We start from the raw sequence: 22086 nt of genomic DNA on the forward strand, positions 1-22086 counted from the left end.
AGGGTGGGAACCTCGACGGAAGAACGGGCGGGCGGCGCCGGACCGGAGCCGCCCGCCCATGCTCACACGGTGTGCAGGTACCAGTTGTACTCGAGGTCGGAGATCGAGTACTCGAACTCCTCCAGCTCGCTTTCCTTGCAGGCGACGAAGATGTCGATGTACTTCGGATCGATGTACTTCGCCAGGATCTCGCTGTCGTCCAGTTCGCGCAGGGCGTCGCGCAGGTTGTTCGGCAGGCTCGGCTCCAACTGCTCGTAGGAGTTGCCTTCGATCGGGGCACCCGGCTCGACCTTGTTGGTCAGCCCGTGGTGCACCCCGGCAAGCACCGAGGCCAGCAGCAGGTAGGGGTTGGCGTCGGCGCCGGCGACGCGATGTTCCAGGCGTACCGCGTCCGGGCTGCCGGTGGGCACGCGCAGGGCCACGGTGCGGTTGTCCAGGCCCCAGCTCGGCGCGTTCGGCACGTAGAACTGCGAACCGAAGCGGCGGTAGGAGTTGACGTTCGGGCAGAGGAAGGCCATGGAGGCCGGCAGGGTCTCGAGCACGCCGCCGATCGCATGGCGCAATGCGGCGTTCTGCTCGGGATCCTCGCTGGTGAAGATGTTGTTGCCGTGCTTGTCGAGCAGCGAGATGTGTACGTGCAGTCCGTTCCCGGCCTGGCCCGGATAGGGCTTGGCCATGAAGGTGGTGTCCATCTCGTGGTCGTAGGCGATGTTCTTGATCAGGCGCTTGAGCAGCACCGCATAGTCGCAGGCCTTCATCGGGTCGGCGACGTGATGCAGGTTGACCTCGAACTGCGCCGGTGCGGATTCGGCGACGATGGCGTCGGCCGGGATGCCCTGGGCGCGGGCGCCGTCGATGATGTCCTGGAGGCACTCGACGTATTCGTCGAGGTCGTCGATGGAGTACACCTGCACCGACTGCGGACGCTTGCCGGAGATCGGCGAGCGCGGAGGCTGCGGCCGGCCGTTCACGTTCTCCTGGTCGATCAGGTAGAACTCCAGCTCGAAGGCGGCGACGATGGTCAGTTCCATCTCGGTGAACCTAGCCACCACCTGGCGCAGGACTTCGCGGGGGTCGGCGAAGAAGGGATCACCTTCCAGCTCATGCATGGTCATCAGCAGTTGCGCGGTCGGGCGCTTCTGCCAGGGTTCCATGGAGAGGGTGCCGGGGATCGGGTAGCAGATCCGGTCGGCGTCGCCGATGTCGAGACCCAGGCCGGTACTCTCTACGGTGGAGCCGGTGATATCGAGGGCGAACAGGGAAGCGGGAAGGTTGATACCTTTTTCGAAGACTTTGGGCAGACTGTTGCGTTCGATTCGCTTGCCGCGAACCACGCCATTCATGTCTGAAATCAGAAGGTCGACGAACTGGACCTCGGGATGTTCCTGAAGGAACAGGCTCGGCTCAGTGAGCTGAACGGCACGCAGGGGTACCGACATGATGCAACACCTTTTTTGTTAAAAATTTCAATCATGCGGGGGCTGGAGCCAGAGTCAATCGGAAAGCCAATTTGTTGTCAATAGCCCTCTCGTCGCCCTCTCGTCGCCCTCGCGGACGGCGGAATGGCCGTAGACAGGGCCTTCCAGAGCATCAAGAAAGCGGCCAAAGCCAGGCCAGGCAAGGTGTTCAACCTGGTGCAGCAGATATTTTACAGGCTCCGTTGTACGAAAAATTGAACAAGGCTAAGCTGTGCCAACCCTACAACAGCAATAAACCGGGTGTTCCATGTCCTACCAGCCGTCCCTCGGCGCCAAGTTCCGCGGCCACAAGATCGGTCAGCATCCGCGTTAGCTCCGCTCCGGTTCTTCTCTCCCTCGATTCTTCGCAGCGCCCTCGAGCGGCCCTCGCTCGTCCGCCGCCTGTCCTGCCCGTCCTCCTTATATAAGGAAGGACACCGGCCGCTTTCGCCTGCGTGGATAACGGATACGAAGAGCAAGATCGTTCAAGCCAACCCGATGCGCCTGCTGGCATGCTGGACCGACGTTCACCACCGCCATGCCCCCATGACTGCCCACGACCTGCCCCGCCAAGCCTTTCTCCGCGGCGCCGTCGCCATCCTCCCATTGTCCCTGGCCGTCGCGCCCTGGGGGCTGCTGGCGGGATCGATGGCCATCGAAGCCAACCTGACCCCGGCCGAGGGCCAGGGCCTGTCCGCCATCGTCTTCGCCGGCGCCGCCCAGTTGGTGGCGATCGGCATGCTCAAGGGCGGTGCCGGGTTCTTTTCGATCATCTTCACCACCCTCCTCCTGACCTCGCAGCACCTGCTCTACGGCATGAGCTTGCGGCCGGTCCTGTCGCCTCTGCCGGGACGCTGGCGGATCGGCCTGGGCTTCCTGCTCACCGACGAGTTCTTCGCCCTCGCCAGCCAGCACGACCGGCGCAACTTCAACCGCTGGTACGCCCTCGGCGTCGGCCTGACCTTCTATATCGCCTGGAACCTGTTCACCCTCGCCGGCATCCTGCTTGGCCGCAGCATTCCCGGTCTCGAACACCTGGGCCTGGATTTCTCCATCGCCGCCACCTTCATCGCGCTGGTCGCGCCACTGGTGCGCAACGTACCGACGCTGGTCTGCGTGGCCACCTCGCTGTTCTGCTCGGTGCTGTTCAGCCACTGGCAATGGAGTTCGGCACTGGTCCTCGCCGGCCTCGCCGGGATGGCCGCCGGTTTCGTCTGCAACAAGCTGTATCGGGAGGCGCCATGGTCTGGGCAGTGATCTTCGGGATGGGCGCGATCGTCTTCCTCAACCGCTACCTGTTCCTCGAACCACGCCTGCCGATCCGCCTCGGCAGCAACCTGCGGCAGTTCCTCGGTTTCGCCGTGCCCGGCATGCTCACCGCGATCTGCGGCCCGATCGTGTTCATGCCAGAGGGCCGCATCGACCTCGGCTACGACAATCCCTACCTGGTCAGCGGCGCAGTCACCGTGGCGCTGGTGCTCTATACCCGCAATACCCTGGCAAGCATGCTGCTGGGCATGGCGTTCTTCTTCCTGTTCAAGTGGTGGCTGATTTGATCGATGTCAGTCGCTGACGGCATGACCTCGGCAGGCGGCCTTGCAGGGTTCATGCAAACTCGCGGCGGGCGGCTGTATGGCCCACCAGATGCTCCGGAGCAGCCGCTATCCAGCTGACAGCCAGGCTACTATCGATGCAGTACCTGATAGCAACCAGCTCCCTTCTATCTAGCCTGGATAAACACGCGTAAACCTGGCGCCCGCCCAGGCAAAGCAATTAACGGGGGAGCACTTTAGAAAATCACCCGAAAATAATGACGATAGTCACAGTGAACGCCATCCTCCCGCTCGACGGCTTTCACCTTGAACTGCTTTGCCCCCAACAACTCCAAGACACGAACCAGTTGATCATGGCTGAATATCTGTGTATGCCCGATTGCTGGAACTCCGCGAGAGTCAGTCACCAACAGTAGCTCACCGCCCGTCCTCAACCTGCCCACACAGTCAATCAGGAACTGGATCCAGTCGGCCGTATGGTCAAGCACATTTGAGCAAACGACGAAATCGAACGCACTCTCTATATCGGCAACACCATCCCTTACATAACAAGAAGAACCTCTTTCCCCGAGAATCGAGAATGGAAGATTCTCTGCATACAGCCCCATCAATGAGTCCTGGGCAGTCACTGTCACGCCTTCGACCTTCTCGAAAAAGCCGATCGGCCCACTACCTACTTCCAAAACCTTACCTTCAAAACCTTCGTAGCGATAATGCGAGGAGCCGTACGTGAACCCCATCTTCCCAAGAAACCACATTGCATCCTTATGCCGGGCCTCTTGTAGTTCCTCGACAGACAGATGGCGATAGGGCCATTTATCCTTCCAGAAAGAAAGCTCGTACTCCTGGGAATGCATCCACTGCTCCGGATCTGCGGACGCAACGCTACGTATGTCAGGAGCAGTTTCAACCCTACGGGACAACGACGAGAATTCGCCTGCTTCACTGCCAAGTTCTTCGTCGCATGCTAGAGGAGTGCCATTCGAACGACGGCGTTCCCAGAAACCGGATAAAAACTTCACCCTAAAAACCTCCCTGCTCATTGATACCCTTGCCCCATCGGACTGAAAGATAAAAGCCGAAACTTGCCGACAACCAAACAACAACTCGCCCTCTATCTCAGCGCCCCAGCAACAACCTTCCCTTCAGGAAGCAGCCAGACAGCACGGAGCGAGGAAAAACTAACAAAGAAAATTTATAAATAATGTAAGAACAATCCTTTTTGCTAGAGGAAATAGTTACATAGACATAATTGAGGAGAAGATGGAGAAACGAGCGGAAAACCGCGCTCTCCGATCCGCCTAGAGGAGATCCGTTGCGATGACGCTCCAGGCCCCTTCCCTTCCAGATGAAGCGCTGAAAGGGGCCTCCCCCGGAACGAAGAACGAGGGTTCATGCTCCACGGGAATGAACTCGCGAAGAAAGGTCGCTTGGCGCTGACGCGCTTTGGGCCGAAGATCGGGGCAACCACAACGTGCGCAGCGAGGCCCTCATGTCCGACTCCCTTCCCCAGCGCAACGGCGGGCAGATCCTGGTGGAGGCGTTGCGGCGCAATGCCGTCGATACCGTCTACTGCATCCCCGGGGAAAGCTACCTGCCGGTGCTCGACGCGCTGCACGACGCCGACGACATCCGCACCATCGTCACCCGCCATGAGGGTGCCGCCTCGAACATGGCCGATGCCTACGGCAAGCTGACCGGCCGACCAGGCATCTGCTTCGTCACCCGCGGCCCCGGTGCCACCCATGCGGCGAATGGCGTGCACACGGCACAGCAGGACTCGACGCCGATGATCCTGTTCGTCGGCCAGGTGGAAAGCGCCTTCAAGGGCCGCGAGGCGTTCCAGGAAGTCGACTACGTGCAGATGTTCTCGGGACTGGCCAAGTGGGCCGTGGAAATCGACCGTATCGAACGCATCCCGGAGATCGTCGGCCGCGCCTTCAGCGTCGCCACCTCGGGCCGACCGGGCCCGGTCGTGGTCGCCCTGCCCGAGGAAATCCTCTTCGGTTCCGCGCAGGTCGCCGATGCGCCGGTGCCAAGGGTGCTTCCGGGGCGGCCGGGCGCCACGGCGATGGCGGAACTGCGCGAACTGCTGGCGAACGCCAGGCGCCCCCTGCTGGTACTTGGCGGCAGCGGCTGGGACGGCGCCGCCAGGAAACGGCTAGGCGCCTTCGTCGAGGCCAATGGCCTGCCGGTGGCCACCTCGTTCCGTCGCCAGGACCTGTTCGACAACCGCGACCCGCACTACGCCGGGCAACTGGGCTTCGGCGCGGCGCCGGCGCTATTGGAGCGGCTGCGCCAGGCCGACCTGCTGCTGGTGGTCGGGGCGCGCCTGGGCGAAACGCCGAGCGCCGGCTACAGCCTGGTGCGTAGTCCGACCCCCGCGCAGACGCTGGTCCACGTGCATCCGGACAGCGCGGAACTGAACCGCGTCTACCTGGCGCGACTGCCGATCCAGGCCACCCCGTGTGCCTTCGCCGAGGCCCTGGCCGACCTCGCGCCGTTGCCCTCGAGCACCTGGCAGGACTGGCGCGAAGCCGCCCATGCCGATTACCTGGCCTACTCGACCCCGGCCGCGAGCGACCCCGCCATCCAGGGCGTCGACCTGGCGTCCGTGGTCGCGTACCTCAGCGAAAACCTGCCGGACGACGCGGTGATCGCCAACGGTGCCGGCAACTATGCCGTCTGGGTGCATCGTTTCTACCGCTATCGCCAGGCCCGCACGCAGTTGGCGCCGACCAACGGCGCCATGGGCTACGGCCTGCCCGCCGCGATCGCCGCCAGCCTGCGCGATCCGCAGCGCAGCGTGGTGTGCTTCGCCGGCGACGGCTGTTTCATGATGTATCCGCAGGAGCTGGCGACCGCCGCGCAGTTCGGCGCGACGCCGGTGGTGATCGTGGTCAACAACGGCATGCTCGGCACCATCCGCATGCATCAGGAACGCGAATATCCCGGGCGGGTATCCGCCACCCGCCTGGCCAACCCCGACTTCGTCGCCCTGGCGCGAGCCTTCGGCGCCCACGCCGAACGAGTGGAGTGCAGCGCCGACTTCCCCGCCGCGTTCCGCCGCGCCCGCGAAAGCGGACGCCCGGCGCTGCTGGAGCTGCTGACCGACCCGCGCCAGATCACGCCGCAGGCGCGCCTCGCCTGAGGCATCCTCAACCGGCGCGGAAGGCGATCCAGGCCTGGTAGCCCACGGCCTGGAAATAGCGGCTGGGCAGGACGAAGCCGGTGTCTTCCAGCAGTTCGCCGAGGCGCTGCTCGGACAGCGGATCGAAATCCTCGCGCAAGCGTTGCAGCATGCCGTCACTGTCCTCCGGGGAAAGCCCGGCCAAGCGGCAGGCCTCGGCCTGCACCGGGCGTTCGAAGGCGTCCCGGGCTTCCATCAGGTTGGCCAGCAGCAACGGTGCCGCTGGCGCCAGACGCTCGGCGACCGCCTCGAGGAAGCGCCGCTTGGCCTGGTCGCCGCGCAGGAAATGCAGCACCAGCAGGACCAGCGCCGCATCGCAAGGCGGCGCTGGCGGTAGCCCGGCGACGTCGCCGCAATGCAGCTCGATCCGCTCCAGCAGGCCGAGCCTGGCGCAGCGCTGGCGGGCCAGGGCGAGCATGTCGGCCGACAGGTCCGCCGCGACGAAGCGCCAGCCCGGACGCAACCCGGCCAGCTCCGCCAGCTCGCCGCCGGCGCCGCAGCCGACGCTGAGCAGGCGCGCCCGTTCCGGCAGACGGGCCAGCAACTGCGCGCGACTGAGCAGGTGCAGCAACTCGTAGCCCGGCAACAGGCGGTCGATCCGCGTCTCGTAGCCGTCCGCCTGTTTCCCGACGAAGCGGCCCATCAGTCGAACACCTTACCCAGGCGCCAATAGCCCATCAGGGTCAGATGACGCTTGTCGATACCGCGCTCCTGCACCAGGTAGCGCCGGATCGCCATCACCGCCGCCGACTCGCCGGCGACCCAGGCGTAGAAACTGCCGCTCTCGGGGCTCGCCAGTTCCCAGAGGATCTCCTCGTCGATATCGATGTCCTCCAGTTCCTGGGCCGCACCACCCGCCACCTCGCGCTCCGGCAGCCGCGCCTGGCGCGCCGCCTCGATCATCCGCTCGCCGTTGCGCGAATGGATGCCGGCCTGGTGGCGCGGCAGCCAGTGCAGGCGCGCACCGGGAATCGCCGGCAGGTCGAGGATGTCGGCTTCTCCCGGCACTTCGAGAAAGGCCTCGACCACCGGCGGCTCGGCTTCGCCGGCCAGCTCCTCGAGAATTCCCGCCACCGCGGGCAAGGCGGTTTCGTCGGCGATCAGCAGGATATGGCGGACGCCAGCCGGCGGCTTCCATTCGTAGCCGCCGGGGTCATCGCCGTATTGCCGGTTGGGCGCGGCCAGTTGCAGGCGGTCGCCGATCCGCGCGTGGGTCGCCCAGGCCGAGGCCGGGCCGTTCTCGCCGTGGAGGACGAACTCCACGTCGACCTCCTCCTGCTCGGCGCGCAGCGCACGGATGGTGTAGGTACGCATCGGCGGCCGGCGAGCCGGCTCGACGCTGCGATAGGCCTGGTACCACTCGCTGCCGCCGGGCAGGTTGGGCGGCTGGCCGCTGGCATCGGGGAAGAAGATCTTGATCCGCTGGTCGGCGGCCAGGGTCTTCATCTCGGCGACCTCCGGGCCGCCGAAGACGAAGCGGGTCAGCGCCGGGCTGAGTTGCTCGCGGCGCTTGAGTTCGACATTGAACAGACGATAGGCGGGTTGCGACATGACGATGGTCTCCTGGTGACCGGCGCCCAGCGGCGCCGGCGGATGCATGCATCAGGCAACTCTAGCAAACAATGCGAATGATTAGCATTTGCTATTTGTGCAATCGTCGACTGCGTCGAAAGCACGACTGCCGCTCAGGCCTCGCAAGGCTCCAGCAGCTCGCAAGCGCTCTCCCCTACTCGCCTGACCGCCTGCTCGATGGCCGGGGTCGGCAACGCCGCGTAGTTCATCCGCAGGCAGTTCCGGTACTTGCCGGAAGCGGAGAAGATGCAGCCCACCGCGACTTGTACGCCGCGGTTGCGCAAGGCCTTGTCCAGGCGCAGGGTGTCGAACGCCTCGTCCAGTTCGACCCAGAGCAGGAAACCGCCCTGGGGCCGGCTGGCGCGGGTGCCCTCCGGGAAATAGCGCGCCACCCAGTCGATCATCAGGTCACGTCCGCGCTGGTACTGGGCGCGCATACGCCGCAAGTGCGGCTCGTAGTGGCCGTTGCCGATGAATTCGGCGATCGCCAGTTGCGGTTGCAAGGCGCTGGCGCCGGTACTGATGTACTTCATGTGCAGCACGCGGTCGGCGTAGCGCCCGGGTACCATCCAGCCGATCCGCAGGCCCGGCGCCAGGACCTTGGAGAACGACCCGCAGAGCAGCACCCGGCCATCGTCGTCATACGACTTGATGGTGCGCGGGCGCGGATAGGTGTAGGCCAGGTCGCCGTAGACATCGTCCTCGATGATCGCCACGTCGTAGCGCTGGGCCAGGGCCAGCAGCGCCCGCTTGCGCGACTCGGGCATGATGTAGCCGAGCGGGTTGTTGCAGTTCGGGGTCACCTGGATGGCCTTGATCGGCCACTGTTCCAGCGCCAGTTCGAGGGCTTCCAGGCTGATGCCGTTGACCGGATCGGTGGGGATCTCCAGGGCCTTCATGCCGAGGCCTTTCAGCGATTGCATGGCGCCATGGAAGCTCGGCGACTCCACCGCGACGATGTCGCCCGGTTCGCACACCGCGCGGATGCTCACCGACAGGGCCTCGTGGCAGCCGGTGGTGATCACCACGTCGCTGGCGGTGGCCCGACAGCCGGAGTCCACCAACAGGCGGGCGACTTCCTCGCGCAGCAACGGCGAGCCGTGGATCCCGTCGTAGGCCAGCGCACGGGCGTCGGCGTGGCGGTTGAGCCGGGCCAGGCTGCGGGTCAGCGGTTTCAGCGAAGGGCTGGAGATGTCCGGCATGCCGCGACCGAGCTGGACCACGTCCGGTCGCGGCACCGTGCTGACCAGGGCCAGCACCTGCTCCCATTGCGAGATTTCCACCGGCCGCTGGGCCAGGCGGGCGATCGCCGGCAGCGGCGGCATCTGTCGCGCGGCCGGGACGAAATAGCCGGACTTCGGCCGTGGTTCGGCCAGCCCGCGATCTTCCAGCAGCCTGTATGCCTGTTGCACGGTGCTCAGGCTGACACCGTGCTCGATGCTCATGGCCCGCACCGAGGGCAACCGGTCGCCCGGACGGTAGAGGCCCTGTTCGATGCGCGAACCGAGGGTCTCGGCGAGTTGCAGATAAAGGGTCATGAACGGGACTCCAGGGTGATCGAAAGCGGGACCGGTACAGATGGTGGCGAAATCCACCATTCAGGCCGGGGAGCGCTTGATCTGTATGCAGTCAACCCACCTTTTCTGGACCTGTACGGAACAGCGCGCGATGGCCATTCTATCTCCGTCGTCCAGCCGATCAATATGGAGTACGCAGCATGACGCGACTCAGTGCGAAATCCGAGCGCCGCCAACGCCTCGATGGCCCCTTCCCACTCGCCGCGATGGACACCCTGGCGCAGGCCCTGCGTCGCGGCTATCGCCTGGCCCGGCAACGCCAGCTGACCCGGCGCGCGCTGCTGGACCTGGAGGCGGCGGAGCTGAAGGATATCGGCCTGAGCGCCGAGCAGGCCCGCGAGGAAGCCTCGCTGGCGTTCTGGCAGGCGGGAAGGTCCGGCGGGAGAAAGGCATGATCCGCTGTCGCAACTGTGGCGAACGCCCAGCCAGCGAAGGGCATATCTGTATGGTCTGCAAGCGCCGATCCGACCTCGACCCATACAAGGCGCTGATCGCCATGGCCCTGCTGGTCTACTGCGGCGTCAGCCTGGCGGCCTACCTCAAGCCGCATATGCCGTCACCGCCGCCTACCGCCGGCAGCAGCGTCCAGCCCGCCGAGGAGCTGGCCCAGCGCGCCCGCCAGGCCACCCTGGAACAGCGCGGCATCTGAAGAACGCATGCTCGGGAGGGGAGGCAGTTTGAGCCCCTCCTTCTTTTATATGCATATGGCCGCCAGCGCGTGGCTCATTGCGCCGGATACTCCAGCGCCGCCGCGATTCGCCGATGCTGCTCGACCACCCACTCCCGCCGTACCGCCCCCCAGTCGCGGATGACATAGCCGCCCTGGTGGTTGCGCGCGCCCTCCCGCTGCTCGAACTCGCAGACGATGTCCAGTTCCTCCAGCGCGGCGATGGTGTCCTGGGCGGTACGCCGGGGCATGCCGGTGGCGGCCATGATCTCCGGCACGCTGGCGATGCCGCTGTCGATCAGGTAGGCGACGTAGAGGCGGCGGTAGAAGCTGGACTTGGTCTTGCTGATGGTCATGGGCAGGCGTTCTCCGGGAAGGCTCAGGGAGCGAGCAGGGGCAAGGTAGTGGTGGATTTGATTTCCGACAAGGCGACGATGGAGTTCACTTCCTGGATGCCCGGCACCGCCGACAGCTTCTCGAAGAAAAAGCGTTCGTAGGATTCGATATCGCGGGTGACGATACGCAGCATGAAGTCCACCGCGCCCATCAGTACGTGGCACTCCAGCACCTCGGGAAACTGGTGCATCGCCTCGGCGAAGTCGGTGAGGTTCTTGCGCCCATGGGCGTTGAGCTTGATCTGGGCGAATACCTGGGTATTCAGGCCGATCTTCTTGCGGTCGAGCAGGGTCACCTGCTTGCGGATCACCCCCTCCTCCTTCAGGCGTTGGATGCGCCGCCAGCAGGGCGATTGGGAAAGTCCGATGCGCTCGGCGATCTCGGCGGTGGAAAGCGAGGATTCCTCCTGCAGCAAAGCGAGAATACGCTGATCGTACATATCCAGCGGAATGGACATAAATATTCCCTACAAAGAAAAACATAGGGATCAAGTATGCACGGATAGCGCAAAATCACGCAAAAACAGGAGAAAAAATCCGGCACGTCTCTGGGAGAATTTCTCTCGTCGAAACACTGCCTGGAGCGTCACATGTCAACCCTCGCCCCCCTTTTCCTGGCCAAACACCCTGACGGCGAAGAACGCCAGGTGATCCGCCCGAACGTCTGGGAAACCTCCTGCGCAGATACCGAGACCCTGTCGATCTTCCATATCGAGGGCATGGCCGACCCGGACCTGCTGTGCCGGGTGCTCAACCTGTTCGCCGTGCAGTCCTTCACCCCGGAGCGGGTTCGTGCCGACCGCGAGGACCACAAGATCCGCCTGCTGCTGACCTTCCCCGGCCTCAGCCAGCACCGCGCCAGCGTGATCGCGGAGAAACTGCGCTCGCTGGTCACCGTGCTCGCCGTCCGCCTGGAGTTCTCTCCCCATGCCGGCAAGGTCCGTCCCAGCGTCAGCGAGCCGCTGCTGGCCAGCGTCGTCTGAGCCCCTCGGGGCGGCGCGGCGGCCGCCCTGTCCACTCAGCGTCATCGGCTGGCCTTCTGGCGTTAGCCGGTCGCCCAGCCCATGGCTACAGTGCAGGTTCGCCAGGCAGCCAGAAGACTGCCGTGTGTTCCCCGATCCTGCAGAGCGTGCCCATGTCCCGACCGCGTTTCCTTCCGGATAACTTCACCCTGGCGCTGATCGCCACCGTCCTTCTCGCCACTTTCCTGCCCTGCAGCGGCCAGACCGCCGTGGTCTTCGAATGGGTGACCAACATCGGCATCGGCCTGCTGTTCTTCCTCCACGGCGCCAAGCTGTCGCGCCAGGCGATCGTCGCCGGCATGACCCACTGGCGCCTGCACCTGCTGGTATTCGCCTGCACCTTCGTGATGTTCCCGCTGCTCGGCCTGGCGCTGAAACCGGCGCTGTCGCCGATGGTCACCCCGGAGCTGTACCTCGGCATCCTGTTCCTCTGCGCCCTGCCGGCCACGGTGCAATCCTCCATCGCCTTCACCTCGCTGGCTCGCGGCAACGTGCCGGCAGCGGTATGCAGCGCTTCCGTGTCGAGCCTGCTCGGCGTATTCCTTACCCCGCTGCTGGTCAAGCTGCTGCTCGGCGCCGAAGGCGAGACCGGCAACGCGCTGGACGCCATCGGCAAGATCACCCTGCAACTGCTGGTACCCTTCATCGCCGGCCAGGTCCTGCGGCGCTGGATCGGCGCCTGGGTGGAGCGCAACAAGCCGGTGCTGCGCTATGTCGACCAGGGCTCGATCCTGCTGGTGGTCTACACCGCCTTCAGCGCCGCGGTGATCCAGGGCCTGTGGCACGAAGTACCCTGGCTGGCGCTGCTCGGCCTGACCGTCGCCTGCTGCGTGATCCTCGCCCTGGCCCTGGTGCTGACCACGGTGCTGGCGCGACGCCTGGGCTTCAGCAAGGAAGACGAGATCACCATCGTCTTCTGCGGTTCGAAGAAGAGCCTGGCCACCGGCGTGCCCATGGCCAAGGTGCTGTTCGCCACCAGTGCGGTGGGACCGATGGTGTTGCCGCTGATGCTGTTCCACCAGATCCAGCTGATGGTCTGCGCGGTGCTCGCGCAACGCTACGCCAGGCGCCGCGATGACGCAGCGGCGGCGCTGGCCGAGGCCCCCTCGCGCTGAGCACGAAAATGAAAGAAGCCGGCCCAGGGGCCGGCTTCTTCGTTCAGACGCGGCTCAGCGCGTCGGCGTGCGCAGGGTGACGAACTCTTCCGCCGCGGTCGGGTGGATGCCGATGGTTTCGTCGAACGCCTGCTTGGTCGCCCCGGCCTTCATCGCCACCGCGATACCCTGGAGGATCTCGCCGGCCTCGGCGCCGACCATGTGGCAGCCCAGCACCCTGTCGTCGTGGGCATCCACGACCAGCTTCATCAGGGTCTTTTCCTGGTCGTCGGTAAGGGTCAGCTTCATCGGCCGGAAGCGGCTCTCGAAGATCTTCACCTTGTGCCCGGCGCTCAGCGCCTCCTCCTCGGTCAGGCCGACGGTGCCGATGTTGGGCAGGCTGAACACCGCGGTGGGAATCAACTTGTAGTCCACCGGACGGTACTCCTCCGGCTTGAACAGCCGCCGCGCCACCGCCATGCCCTCGGCCAGCGCCACGGGGGTCAACTGGACGCGACCGATCACGTCGCCCAGGGCGAGGATCGACGGCTCGCTGGTCTGGTAATGCTCGTCGACCGCGATGAAGCCCTTGTCGGTCAGCTTCACTCCGGTGTTTTCCAGGCCAAGGTCATCCAGCATCGGCCGCCGCCCGGTGGCATAGAACACGCAGTCCGCCTCCAGCACCCGGCCGTCCTTGAGGGTCGCGGCCAGGCTGCCATCGGCCTGTTTGTCGATGCGGGCGATGTCGCTGTTGAACTGCAGGTCCAGGCCCTTCTTGCCCAATTCGTCGCGCAGGTGTTCGCGGACGCTGCGGTCGAAGCCGCGCAGGAACAGGTCGCGACGGTAGAGCAAGGTGGTCTCGGCGCCGAGCCCGTTGAAGATCGAGGCGAACTCGACGGCGATGTAGCCGCCGCCGACCACCAGCACGCGGCGCGGCAGGCGCTCGAGGAAGAACGCTTCGTTGGAGGTGATCGCGTGTTCCTTGCCGGGAATGTCCGGCACCTGCGGCCAGCCACCGGTGGCGATGAGAATGTGCTTGGCGCTGAAACGCTGGCCGTCCACCTCGACGTTGTGCGCATCGAGCAGACGGGCGTGACCTTCGAGCAAAGTCACCCCGCTGTTCACCAGCAGGTTGCGGTAGATGCCGTTGAGCCGCTGGATCTCGCGGTTCTTGTTGCCGATCAGGGTCGCCCAGTCGAACTGCGCCTCGCCGGCGCTCCAGCCATAGGCCCGGGCCTGCTCGAAGTCCTCGCTGAAATGCGCGCCATAGACCAGCAGCTTCTTCGGCACGCAGCCGACGTTGACGCAGGTGCCACCCAGGTAGCGACTCTCCGCCACCGCGACACGGGCACCGAAGCCGGCGGCGAAGCGGGCGGCGCGTACGCCCCCGGAGCCGGCGCCGATGACGAACAGATCGAAATCGAAAGACATGTTCCTACTCCTGGATCAGATGCGCTCCAGCATAACCCATTCGCCAGCGACGGCTCCCGCCGGATCGACGCAGAAACCGACTGCAACGGCTCAGCGTGGGTCGCCTTTGCGGCGCGCATCCTCCAGGCGGATCCGGCCCACCACCGCGGCATGGGCGTACTGGGGAATCGGCTGGTAGCACCAGAGTTCCGCCCCGGCGCCGCCGGCCAACCCGGCCATGGCGATATAGGTACGGATTTCGTAGCCGCCCTGTCCGGCGTCGCGGTAGATCTCCTCGTCGGTGTACGCCAGCAGGCGCTCACGGTCGTTACGCATCCAGTGCCGGAGGAACTCGCGGTCCCAGGCTTCGTTGATGGCGCCCGAGTCGGGCGTGCAGGGCCAGTGCGACAGGCCGCCGGTGGAGAGCACCGCCACCCGCTCCGGCATCCACTCGCAGACCTGGCGCAAGGCCTGGCCGAAGGCGTAGACGCGGTGCAACGGCGCCATCGGCTGGCACTGGCAATTGATGTTGACCGGGATCACCGGCAGGCGATTGTGCGGACACAGCAGGTGCAGGGGCACCATGATTCCGTGGTCGAACTTCCACTCCTCGCAGTAGCTGATGTCGACGTGCTGCATCAGGCCGTCGATCAGGCGCCGCGACAGGTCCTTGTGTCCCGGCACTCGGCGCCGGGGAATCCGCAGCCACTCCGAGTCCTCGATGGGGCCCTCGTAGTAATCGGCCATGCCGAGCGCGAAGGACGGCATGTTGTCCATGAAGAAATTGGCGAAGTGCTCGGCGGCGACGATCACCAGCACGTCCGGGCGGGCGGCCTCCAATGCCAGGCGCAGGCGCTCGTAGGCGGCCTCCATCTGTTCGCGATGCCCGGGGTCGGCCATTTCCCGGCGTGCGGTGATGCCGGGCCCGTGTCCGCAGGAGGCGGCGAAAACCAGACTCATGACGCACCTCCCCGACAGGCGTAGAGTCCTGCGCGAACCGCGCCATAGCGCGCGAGTCCCTGGTCCATGGCACGAATGTAGGCCGGCCAGTCGTAGCCGTTGCTGGCGGCGAAGTGCATCAACAACTGGCCATTCACACCGAGCACGTACAACAGCCCCACGTCCGGAGCGGCCAGGGCGAGCCGCTCCTCGTCCGAAAGGTCGAAGCGGGCGATGAAGTCATCCCGCCGCTGCTGGTAGTCGAGCAGCGCCTGGGGATCGCGATTGGCGTGATAGATGGCTTTCTGCAGGTAGTAGAGGCTCATGCGTCGACCTCCAGGAAGTCCGGTAGGTCGTAACGGCGTACCTCCCGTTCCCGGCGAATCGCGGCATGCACGCTGGGCCGCTGCCACAGGCGCTCGGCCAGCGCCCGATAGCGAGGCAGGCTCGGGAGCAGCGCGGAGTCCACCCGCTCATCCTGGCTCCACAGGTAGAACACCAGGAGATACGGATCCACCGCGCTGAACGCTTCGCCGAGCGCATAGGGCTTTCCTTCGAGGCTCCGCTCTACCCTCAGCAGCGCTTCGTGCAACAGCGCCTGCCCCCTGGCGCGCACTGCCCGAGCCGCGTCCTCCTGGTCCCCGGCGTAGTGCTGCGGGCGGAAGATCGCGCGGTAGGCGCCATGCAGGGAGCCGGAGGCAGCGTTCAGCCATTCCTGGGCGACGGCTCGCTGCAAGGTGCCGACCGGCGGCAACAGCCCCCGTTGCGGAACCAGGTCGGCGATGTAGGCGAGGATCGCCGGCGACTCGGTGACGATCGTCTGGCCTACCCGCAGGGCCGGTACGGTACCCTTGGGGTTCAGGCGCAGGTATTCGGGGCTGCGGTTGTCGCCGGCGCGGATGTTCACCGCTACCGGCGCAAAGGCCAGTCCGCTCTCCTCCAGGAGGATATGGGAAGCCAGGGAGCAGGCTTTCGGACTGTAGAAGAGCGTCAGGTCGGGCTGGGCCATATTGTTCTACCTCGGTGGCGTCCAGAGTGGGCGGGTGCTAACGTCGGAAACGATCATAGGAACAAGCCCACTGGAAATCTGTCCTCGGTTTTGAGGACATCTTCCCTCGGAGACCGCCGCCCATGCGCATCTGGGAATCCCGTTCGAACGGCGACCCGCTGAGCCTTCCCCCGCGCCTGCTGACCGCCCTGCTCGGCGCGGTGACGGACGACGAGCGACCGCGCCTGCCGCAGGCGATGCTCGACCTCGCCCGGCATGAGGTCGACGTGATCAATTGCGCCCTGTTCCTCCTCCCCGACGCCCACGGCAGGCCGCAGTTCCTGAGTCACGCGCAGGTGGTCGAGCCGAGTACGGTGCAGGGCGCCGGCCAGGCCTACACGGACGGTTTCTATCGACGCGACCTGGCCCTGCAGAGTGCCCTGAGGCGGCGCGCTCGAGGCAACCTGCTGCTGCTCCAGGGGGTAGACGACATTCCCGACCGCGCCTATCGCAGCGCCTGCTACGAAGAAGTGAACACGGCCCAACGGTTTTCCGTGATCCGCCCGCTCGACGGCCAAGCGCACCTGATGCTGAGTTTCTACCGCTCCGCACGCAGCGCCCCGCTCGGCGCTGCCGAAGTGCGCTACCTCGGCGCGCTGGCGGAGGTCCTGATCGAGGCCGGGGTCCAGCACTGCCGGGCGCGGCCGACCGCCCTGAGCAACGCCGCAGGCGCGCTTCGCCGCCTTCAGGACGAGGCCGGGGTGCGCCTCAGCCGGCGGGAAAACGAGATCCTCGACTGCCTGCTGCGCGGCATGACCCAGGAAGCCAGCGCAAAGGCACTCGGCATCGCCCCCACTTCGGTGGTCACCTATCGCAACCGGGCCTTCGGCAAGCTCGGCGTGGCGTCGCGGCAAGACTTCTTCGCTCGCCTGCTGGAACAGCGCCCCAACGCCTGAACGACATCCCGACGCCATCCCGCGAGGAGATCTTCACGATGTCCGCCACCCTCACCCACCTCGCGCTGCACGTCCCCGACCTCGACGCCTGCATCGCCTTCTACGAAACCTTCTGCGGCATGCGGGTGATCCACCGGCGCCCCGGCAAAGGCTCACAGATCGTCTGGATGGCCGAACCCGGCCAGGAACAGCGCTTCATCTTCGTCATCATGCCCGGCGGCCAGCCGCGCAACCTGGCCAGCGACGACTACAGCCACTTCGGCTTCGCCCTCTCCAGCCGCGCTGCGGTAGACGATCTGGCGCGCCGCGCCGAGGCCGCCGGCTGCCTGGTCTGGGCGCCGCGCGACGAGCCCTATCCGGTCGGCTACTACTGCGGCCTGCGCGATCCCGCGGGCAACTACGTGGAGTTCAGCTACGGCCAGCCGCTGGGCCCGGGTTCCGAGGCGCTGCCGATTCCCTGACCGGGCGCGGAGGCGCCGCGTGGCCCAGGCCAGGCTGGCGGGGTTATTCGCCCGACGCCAACAACGCCACGCCCGCCGACAGCTCAGGTAGGGCGGATACCCCATGGCCGTTCGCCCCATACGAAAAACGCCGCGCCCCCATCGGGGGCGCGGCGTTCTTCATCGGGAACGGCGAGGCTCAGTGAGCCTTGCCGGTCTTGTAGAGGTTTTCGTAGCAGAAGTTGGTCGCCTCGATGTAACCCTCGGCGCTGCCGCAGTCGAAACGCTTGCCCTTGAACTTGTAGGCCAGCACGCAGCCGTCCTGGGCCTGCTTCATCAGGGCATCGGTGATCTGGATCTCGCCGCCCTTGCCCGGTTCGGTCTGCTCGATCAGGTCGAAGATGTCCGGGGTCAGGATGTAGCGGCCGATGATCGCCAGGTTCGACGGCGCCTCTTCCGGCTTCGGCTTCTCGACCATGGTGTTCACCCGGAAGATATCGTCGCGGATCATCTCGCCGGCGATCACGCCGTACTTGTTGGTCTCTTCCGGCGGCACTTCCTGGATCGCCACGATGGAGCAGCGGAACTGGTTGTACAGCTTGACCATCTGCTTCAGCACGCTGTCGCCTTCGAGGTTCAGGCACAGGTCGTCGGCCAGGACCACGGCGAACGGCTCGTCGCCGATCAGCGGACGACCGGTGAGGATGGCGTGGCCGAGGCCCTTCATCTCCACCTGGCGGGTGTAGGCGAAGGTGCACTCGTCGATCAGCCGACGGATGCCGACCAGGTACTTTTCCTTGTCGGTGTTGCGGATCTGGTGTTCCAGCTCGTAGCTGATGTCGAAGTGGTCTTCCAGCGAACGCTTGCCGCGGCCGGTGACGATGCCGATCTCGGAAAGGCCGGCTTCCAGCGCCTCCTCCACCGCGTACTGGATCAGCGGCTTGTTCACCACCGGCAGCATTTCCTTGGGCATGGCCTTGGTGGCCGGGAGGAAACGAGTGCCGTAACCGGCGGCCGGGAAAAGACATTTCTTGATCATGAGAATCCTTCGACATGGACGAAGTATGCGGATGGCGCGCAGTCTAATCAGGCTGCGCTCGCCTTACAATGCCCGGCCCTTGGACGTCCTATGCCCTGGTAGATGAAGCCCAGTTCCGCCATCCGCGCCGGTGCGTAGAGATTCCGACCGTCGACCAACAGGGGAGTTCGCATGGATCCACGGATTTTCTGGAAGTCCGGCTGGCGGAACTGTTTCCACTCGGTCACCAGCACCAGGGCATCGGCGCCCTCGACGGCCGCGTAGGGCGAGTCGTGGAGCGTCAACTGGGCGCACGCCAGCGCGTCCGGATAGCGTGCCGCGACCCCGGCGTTGGCCACCGGGTCATGGGCCCTGACCCGCACCCCGTGGCGCAGCAGTGCCTCCAGCAGGACCAGGCTCGGCGCCTCGCGCAGGTCGTCGGTACCCGGCTTGAAGGCCAGCCCCCAGAGCGCCACCGTGCGCCCTTGCCAGCGTCCCTGGAACAGTTCGCCGAGGGTCTCGAAGAGCAGTTCCTTCTGCCGCGCGTTGCGCGCTTCCACCGCACGCAGTATCTGGCTGTCGAAGCCCTGTTGCTCGGCGCTGCGGATCAGCGCGCGGACGTCCTTGGGAAAGCACGAGCCGCCGTAGCCGCAGCCGGCGTAGATGAAATGGGTGCCGATGCGCTTGTCGCTGCCCATGCCGCGGCGCACGTCCTCGATGTCGACGCCGGTGAGGGCGCACAGCCCGGCCATCTCGTTCATGAAGGAAATCTTGGTGGCGAGGAAGGCATTGGCCGCGTACTTGCTGAACTCGGCCTCGCGGCGCCCCATCAGCAGGACCCGTTCGTGATTGCGCAGGAACGGCGCGTAGAGCTGGCGCAGGGTTTCCCCGGCCTGCGCCTCGGCGCTGCCGATGATGACCCGGTCCGGGCGCCTGAAGTCGTCCACCGCCGAGCCTTCCTTGAGGAACTCCGGATTGCTCGCCACCGCCACCCGGAAGCGCTTGCGCCGGCGCGCCAGGCCCAGGCGGATGATCTCTTCGACCCGTTCGGCGGTGCCCACCGGCACGGTCGACTTGTTGACCACGATGCAGGCCTGGCGCAGTTGCGCGCCAAGTTGCTCGGCGACCGCCATCACGTGGCTGAGGTCAGCCGAGCCGTCCTCGCCGCACGGCGTGCCGACGGCGATGAACACCACCTCGGCGTCGGCCAGGCCTTCCGCCAGGCTGGCGGTGAAGGTCAGGCGGGCGGCGTCCAGCTGATCGCGCAGGATGCTTTCCAGGCCCGGTTCGTAGATCGGCATCTCGCCGCGTCTCAGCCGCGCGACCCGCTCGCGGTCGCGCTCCACGCAGCGCACCTGGTTGCCCATCTCGGCGAAACAGGCCGCCGTCACCAGTCCCACATAGCCCGCACCAATCACGCATAGCCGCATGGCGTCGTCCTCCGCTGGCCTCGCCCTCTCTCTGCGGACGATTGCAGCCAAGCGCGGTGGCAGGCGCGTGACGCTGGCGTGAAGCTACCGTGACAGAACCCGCGCGGATGCCCGGGGTCCACCCAAGGTAGGCGGAAAAAACAGGAGGCTCCCATGTCCATCGAAATCGATTCGGAACAAGGCATCTGCAGCGTGGAGATCGAAGGCAGCCGGCATCGCGCGCCGGTCGACAGCCTGCGCATCGGTACCGACGCCGAGGCGCGCCTGTCAGTGCTCTACATCGACGGCAAGCGCCTGCACATCAGCGAGGAAGACGCCCAGCGGCTGGTGGTCGCCGGCGCCGAGGACCAGCGCAGGCACCTGATGGCGGACGATTGACGCCCTCAGGCGTCCGCCAGCAACAGGTAGGGAGAACTGCGCAGGCTGTCGAGGCCGGCGCGGAACATGCGTTCGGCGCGGTTCCAGGGATCGTCGCGCAGGCGCTCGGTCCAGGCCAGGGTGCCGCAGATGCCGTCCCAGAGCGATTGCAGATAGATGCTGGCCAGCTCGACGTCCAGCCGCGCCGGCAGTTCGCCGCGCTCCACCGCCCGGCGGATCTGCCGTCGGCCGAAGCGTTGCCCCTGCTTCTCGAGCAGCTCGCGGCGGCGCAGCAGCGGCTCGTTCTCGTCGCTGCGTTCGCACTTGAGGTAGAGGATCTCCAGCACCCGCTGCACCGAACCGGGTTCGCAGCACTGGCGGAGAAAGCCCATGCCGGCGCGCAGGAGGATGTCCAGCGCCGGCACCCTGGCGTTTTCGTCGGGTACCTCGATCTGGCCGAAGGCGCGGTCGCACATCGCCAGGCAGACCTCGATCTTGTTCTTGTAGTGGCCGTAGACCGCACCGCGAGAAACCCCGGCGGCGTCCGCCAGGTCGGCCATGGCAGTGGTGCCCACGCCCTTTTCCAGGAAAACCCGCTCGGCGGCATCGAGTATGCCATCGCGGGTTTTCTGGGATTCCTCTTTGGTTTTCCTGGCCACTGAACGTCCTCACAAGGGAAAGGCGCCGCAGATCATAAGGATATGTTACAGAAACGCCAATTAATTAATCACTCATGATTGATTATATGCTACTGTCGCGCCGCTCGTGAGTTGCGGTGCCCCTTCCCGGGCAAGCTCGCGAGTTCACGAATCGAGGGACATCCATGCACATCCAATGGACCGGCTCGCTGCGCGGGCTGCTGGCGGCCCTGGTCGCCCTATTCCTGCTGGGCTGCGAAGAAGCAGCGGACACCGGGAAGACTGCGGAGGCCCCCGCCGAGGTCGGCGTGATCGTCGCCAGGCCGGCGCCCATCGGCATCACCAGCGAGCTGCCCGGACGCCTGGAAGCGTACCGCCAGGCCGAGGTGCGGGCGCGCGTCGCCGGCATCGTCACCCGTCGCCTGTACGAGGAAGGCCAGGACGTCCGCGCCGGCACCGTGCTGTTCCAGATCGACCCGGCGCCCTTGAAGGCGGCCCTGGACATCAGCCGCGGCGCCCTGGCCCGGGCCGAGGCCAGCCACGCGGCGGCGGCCGACAAGCTCAAGCGCTACGCCGACCTGATCAAGGACCGCGCCATCAGCGAACGCGAGTACACCGAAGCGCAGACCGACGCGCGCCAGGCCCTGGCGCAGATCGCCTCGGCCAAGGCCGAACTGGAGCAGGCCCGCCTGCGCCTGGGCTACGCCACGGTCACCGCGCCGATCGACGGCCGCGCGCGGCGCGCGCTGGTCACCGAAGGCGCGCTGGTCGGCGAGGACTCGCCGACACCGCTGACCCGCGTCGAGCAGATCGATCCGATCTACGTGAACTTCTCCCAGCCGGCCGGCGAAGTCGCCGCCATGCAGCGGGCGATCCGCGAAGGCCAGGTGAAGGGCGTCGCCGACAAGGACATCGCCGTGCGCCTGGTCCTGGCCGACGGCAGCGAGTACCCGCTGGCCGGCGAGCTGCTGTTCTCCGACCTGGCGGTCGACCCCGGCACCGACACCATCGCCATGCGTGCCCTGTTCCGTAATCCGCATCGCGAATTGCTGCCCGGCGGCTACGTGCAGGTGCGCCTGCAGCGCGCGGTGAACCCGCAGGCGATCACCGTCCCGCGCGACGCGCTGATCCGTACCGCCCAGTCCGCCGTGGTCAAGGTGGTCAACCCACAGGGCGTGGTGGAAGACGTGGAGGTCCGCGCCGACACCCTGCAGGGCCGCGACTGGATCATCAGCCGCGGGCTCAAGGGCGGCGAGCGGGTGATCGTCGAGAACGCCGCCCAGCATGCCGCCGGCTCCAGCGTCCAGGCGATGGTCCGCCAGCCGGCCAGCGCCGACGCCCCCTCACCGCTGGCCGCCTCGCCGGCGGGCCAGTGACGGAGAA

25 protein-coding genes are annotated in these 22086 nt (G+C 66.0%); 11 read left to right on the forward strand and 14 right to left on the reverse strand.

The window, feature by feature from the left end; all coding sequences use genetic code 11:
• Positions 1 to 62 precede the first annotated feature (62 nt).
• Positions 63 to 1439 carry a glutamine synthetase family protein gene (locus AC4OR5_RS10750; RefSeq protein WP_003118546.1) on the reverse strand — a complete coding sequence of 459 codons (1377 nt, stop codon included), beginning with the start codon at positions 1437 to 1439 and terminating at the stop codon, positions 63 to 65.
• A gap of 564 nt (positions 1440 to 2003) precedes the next feature.
• Between AC4OR5_RS10750 and AC4OR5_RS10755 the strand changes: the two genes are divergently transcribed.
• Together AC4OR5_RS10755 and AC4OR5_RS10760 are read left to right on the forward strand one after the other, a co-directional pair.
• The gene (locus AC4OR5_RS10755) at positions 2004 to 2714 is read left to right on the forward strand and encodes an AzlC family ABC transporter permease (RefSeq protein WP_009315631.1); all 711 of its coding nucleotides are present in this window, start codon (positions 2004 to 2006) and stop codon (positions 2712 to 2714) included.
• Entirely contained in the window at positions 2699 to 3013 is a 315-nt protein-coding gene (locus tag AC4OR5_RS10760; protein WP_003088669.1) for an AzlD domain-containing protein, read from the forward strand. The genes AC4OR5_RS10755 and AC4OR5_RS10760 overlap by 16 nt, the downstream gene beginning before the upstream one ends.
• Before the next feature lie 233 nt (positions 3014 to 3246).
• Here AC4OR5_RS10760 and AC4OR5_RS10765 read toward each other — a convergent pair whose 3' ends face one another.
• On the reverse strand, positions 3247 to 3768 hold the full coding sequence (locus AC4OR5_RS10765) for a class I SAM-dependent methyltransferase (RefSeq protein WP_058160469.1): 522 nt from the start codon (positions 3766 to 3768) through the stop codon (positions 3247 to 3249).
• Between the two features lie 734 nt (positions 3769 to 4502).
• Here AC4OR5_RS10765 and AC4OR5_RS10770 point away from each other — a divergent pair.
• A complete protein-coding gene (locus AC4OR5_RS10770) occupies positions 4503 to 6161 on the forward strand; it encodes a thiamine pyrophosphate-binding protein (RefSeq protein WP_058160390.1) in 1659 nt (552 codons plus the stop codon).
• Between the two features lie 7 nt (positions 6162 to 6168).
• Here the strand turns inward: AC4OR5_RS10770 and AC4OR5_RS10775 are convergent, their stop codons facing one another.
• The 3 genes from AC4OR5_RS10775 to AC4OR5_RS10785 all read right to left on the reverse strand — a co-directional run bounded on the left by AC4OR5_RS10775 (position 6169) and on the right by AC4OR5_RS10785 (position 9310).
• The gene (locus tag AC4OR5_RS10775; protein ID WP_058160389.1) at positions 6169 to 6843 is read right to left on the reverse strand and encodes a class I SAM-dependent methyltransferase; all 675 of its coding nucleotides are present in this window, start codon (positions 6841 to 6843) and stop codon (positions 6169 to 6171) included.
• Complete coding sequence (locus AC4OR5_RS10780) at positions 6843 to 7751, reverse strand: siderophore-interacting protein (RefSeq protein WP_073647077.1); 909 nt, start codon at positions 7749 to 7751, stop codon at positions 6843 to 6845. Before AC4OR5_RS10780 ends, AC4OR5_RS10775 begins: the two co-directional genes overlap by 1 nt.
• Before the next feature lie 134 nt (positions 7752 to 7885).
• Positions 7886 to 9310, reverse strand: coding sequence for an aminotransferase-like domain-containing protein (locus AC4OR5_RS10785; protein ID WP_003088661.1), 1425 nt, complete (start codon positions 9308 to 9310; stop codon positions 7886 to 7888).
• 179 nt (positions 9311 to 9489) lie between these two features.
• Between AC4OR5_RS10785 and AC4OR5_RS10790 the strand changes: the two genes are divergently transcribed.
• Entirely contained in the window at positions 9490 to 9744 is a 255-nt protein-coding gene (locus AC4OR5_RS10790; protein ID WP_003110679.1) for a DUF1127 domain-containing protein, read from the forward strand.
• Positions 9741 to 9998, forward strand: a complete 258-nt coding sequence (locus AC4OR5_RS10795) for a hypothetical protein (RefSeq protein WP_023126086.1) — start codon at positions 9741 to 9743, stop codon at positions 9996 to 9998. Before AC4OR5_RS10790 ends, AC4OR5_RS10795 begins: the two co-directional genes overlap by 4 nt.
• 74 nt (positions 9999 to 10072) lie before the next feature.
• Here AC4OR5_RS10795 and AC4OR5_RS10800 read toward each other — a convergent pair whose 3' ends face one another.
• Both AC4OR5_RS10800 and AC4OR5_RS10805 read right to left on the reverse strand, forming a co-directional pair.
• Positions 10073 to 10372: a winged helix-turn-helix domain-containing protein gene (locus AC4OR5_RS10800; protein ID WP_003088651.1), complete on the reverse strand. Its 300-nt coding sequence runs from the start codon at positions 10370 to 10372 to the stop codon at positions 10073 to 10075.
• Between the two features lie 23 nt (positions 10373 to 10395).
• Entirely contained in the window at positions 10396 to 10869 is a 474-nt protein-coding gene (locus tag AC4OR5_RS10805; RefSeq protein WP_003088649.1) for an Lrp/AsnC family transcriptional regulator, read from the reverse strand.
• A gap of 132 nt (positions 10870 to 11001) precedes the next feature.
• On the opposite strand from AC4OR5_RS10805, the gene AC4OR5_RS10810 reads away from it, so the two are divergent.
• Entirely contained in the window at positions 11002 to 11394 is a 393-nt protein-coding gene (locus tag AC4OR5_RS10810; protein ID WP_003088646.1) for an ACT-like domain-containing protein, read from the forward strand.
• Positions 11395 to 11546: 152 nt separating this feature from the next.
• Positions 11547 to 12548 carry a bile acid:sodium symporter family protein gene (locus AC4OR5_RS10815; RefSeq protein ID WP_003128792.1) on the forward strand — a complete coding sequence of 334 codons (1002 nt, stop codon included), beginning with the start codon at positions 11547 to 11549 and terminating at the stop codon, positions 12546 to 12548.
• Between the two features lie 54 nt (positions 12549 to 12602).
• On the opposite strand, the gene gorA is transcribed toward AC4OR5_RS10815, so the two are convergent.
• From gorA to AC4OR5_RS10835, 4 genes are all read right to left on the reverse strand, one after another.
• Positions 12603 to 13958 (reverse strand): glutathione-disulfide reductase, encoded by a 1356-nt coding sequence (gene gorA / locus AC4OR5_RS10820; RefSeq protein WP_023126088.1) that lies wholly within the window; start codon positions 13956 to 13958, stop codon positions 12603 to 12605.
• Between the two features lie 90 nt (positions 13959 to 14048).
• On the reverse strand, positions 14049 to 14897 hold the full coding sequence (locus tag AC4OR5_RS10825) for a DODA-type extradiol aromatic ring-opening family dioxygenase (protein ID WP_058160388.1): 849 nt from the start codon (positions 14895 to 14897) through the stop codon (positions 14049 to 14051).
• Positions 14894 to 15202: a hypothetical protein gene (locus AC4OR5_RS10830; protein ID WP_023108055.1), complete on the reverse strand. Its 309-nt coding sequence runs from the start codon at positions 15200 to 15202 to the stop codon at positions 14894 to 14896. Before AC4OR5_RS10830 ends, AC4OR5_RS10825 begins: the two co-directional genes overlap by 4 nt.
• Entirely contained in the window at positions 15199 to 15885 is a 687-nt protein-coding gene (locus AC4OR5_RS10835) for a glutathione S-transferase family protein (RefSeq protein WP_023126089.1), read from the reverse strand. Before AC4OR5_RS10835 ends, AC4OR5_RS10830 begins: the two co-directional genes overlap by 4 nt.
• Positions 15886 to 16007: 122 nt before the next feature.
• Here AC4OR5_RS10835 and AC4OR5_RS10840 point away from each other — a divergent pair, with 122 nt between their 5' ends.
• Positions 16008 to 16820 carry a helix-turn-helix transcriptional regulator gene (locus tag AC4OR5_RS10840; RefSeq protein WP_023108057.1) on the forward strand — a complete coding sequence of 271 codons (813 nt, stop codon included), beginning with the start codon at positions 16008 to 16010 and terminating at the stop codon, positions 16818 to 16820.
• Positions 16821 to 16858: 38 nt separating this feature from the next.
• On the forward strand, positions 16859 to 17281 hold the full coding sequence (locus AC4OR5_RS10845) for a VOC family protein (RefSeq protein WP_023126090.1): 423 nt from the start codon (positions 16859 to 16861) through the stop codon (positions 17279 to 17281).
• 178 nt (positions 17282 to 17459) lie between these two features.
• Here the strand turns inward: AC4OR5_RS10845 and galU are convergent, their stop codons facing one another.
• Both galU and AC4OR5_RS10855 read right to left on the reverse strand, forming a co-directional pair.
• Positions 17460 to 18299, reverse strand: coding sequence for a UTP--glucose-1-phosphate uridylyltransferase GalU (galU, locus tag AC4OR5_RS10850; protein ID WP_003088639.1), 840 nt, complete (start codon positions 18297 to 18299; stop codon positions 17460 to 17462).
• Between the two features lie 47 nt (positions 18300 to 18346).
• Positions 18347 to 19708, reverse strand: coding sequence for a UDP-glucose 6-dehydrogenase (locus AC4OR5_RS10855; protein ID WP_003088636.1), 1362 nt, complete (start codon positions 19706 to 19708; stop codon positions 18347 to 18349).
• Positions 19709 to 19861: 153 nt separating this feature from the next.
• Here AC4OR5_RS10855 and AC4OR5_RS10860 point away from each other — a divergent pair, with 153 nt between their 5' ends.
• Complete coding sequence (locus AC4OR5_RS10860) at positions 19862 to 20086, forward strand: DUF3203 family protein (RefSeq protein ID WP_003088627.1); 225 nt, start codon at positions 19862 to 19864, stop codon at positions 20084 to 20086.
• 5 nt (positions 20087 to 20091) lie between these two features.
• Here AC4OR5_RS10860 and mexZ read toward each other — a convergent pair whose 3' ends face one another.
• On the reverse strand, positions 20092 to 20724 hold the full coding sequence (gene mexZ / locus AC4OR5_RS10865) for an efflux pump transcriptional repressor MexZ (RefSeq protein WP_003121711.1): 633 nt from the start codon (positions 20722 to 20724) through the stop codon (positions 20092 to 20094).
• Positions 20725 to 20888: 164 nt separating this feature from the next.
• On the opposite strand from mexZ, the gene mexX reads away from it, so the two are divergent.
• Positions 20889 to 22079 carry a multidrug efflux RND transporter periplasmic adaptor subunit MexX gene (gene mexX / locus AC4OR5_RS10870; protein WP_058160387.1) on the forward strand — a complete coding sequence of 397 codons (1191 nt, stop codon included), beginning with the start codon at positions 20889 to 20891 and terminating at the stop codon, positions 22077 to 22079.
• Positions 22080 to 22086 lie beyond the last annotated feature (7 nt).

It is taken from the genome of Pseudomonas sp. YA1 (genome assembly GCF_058680555.1).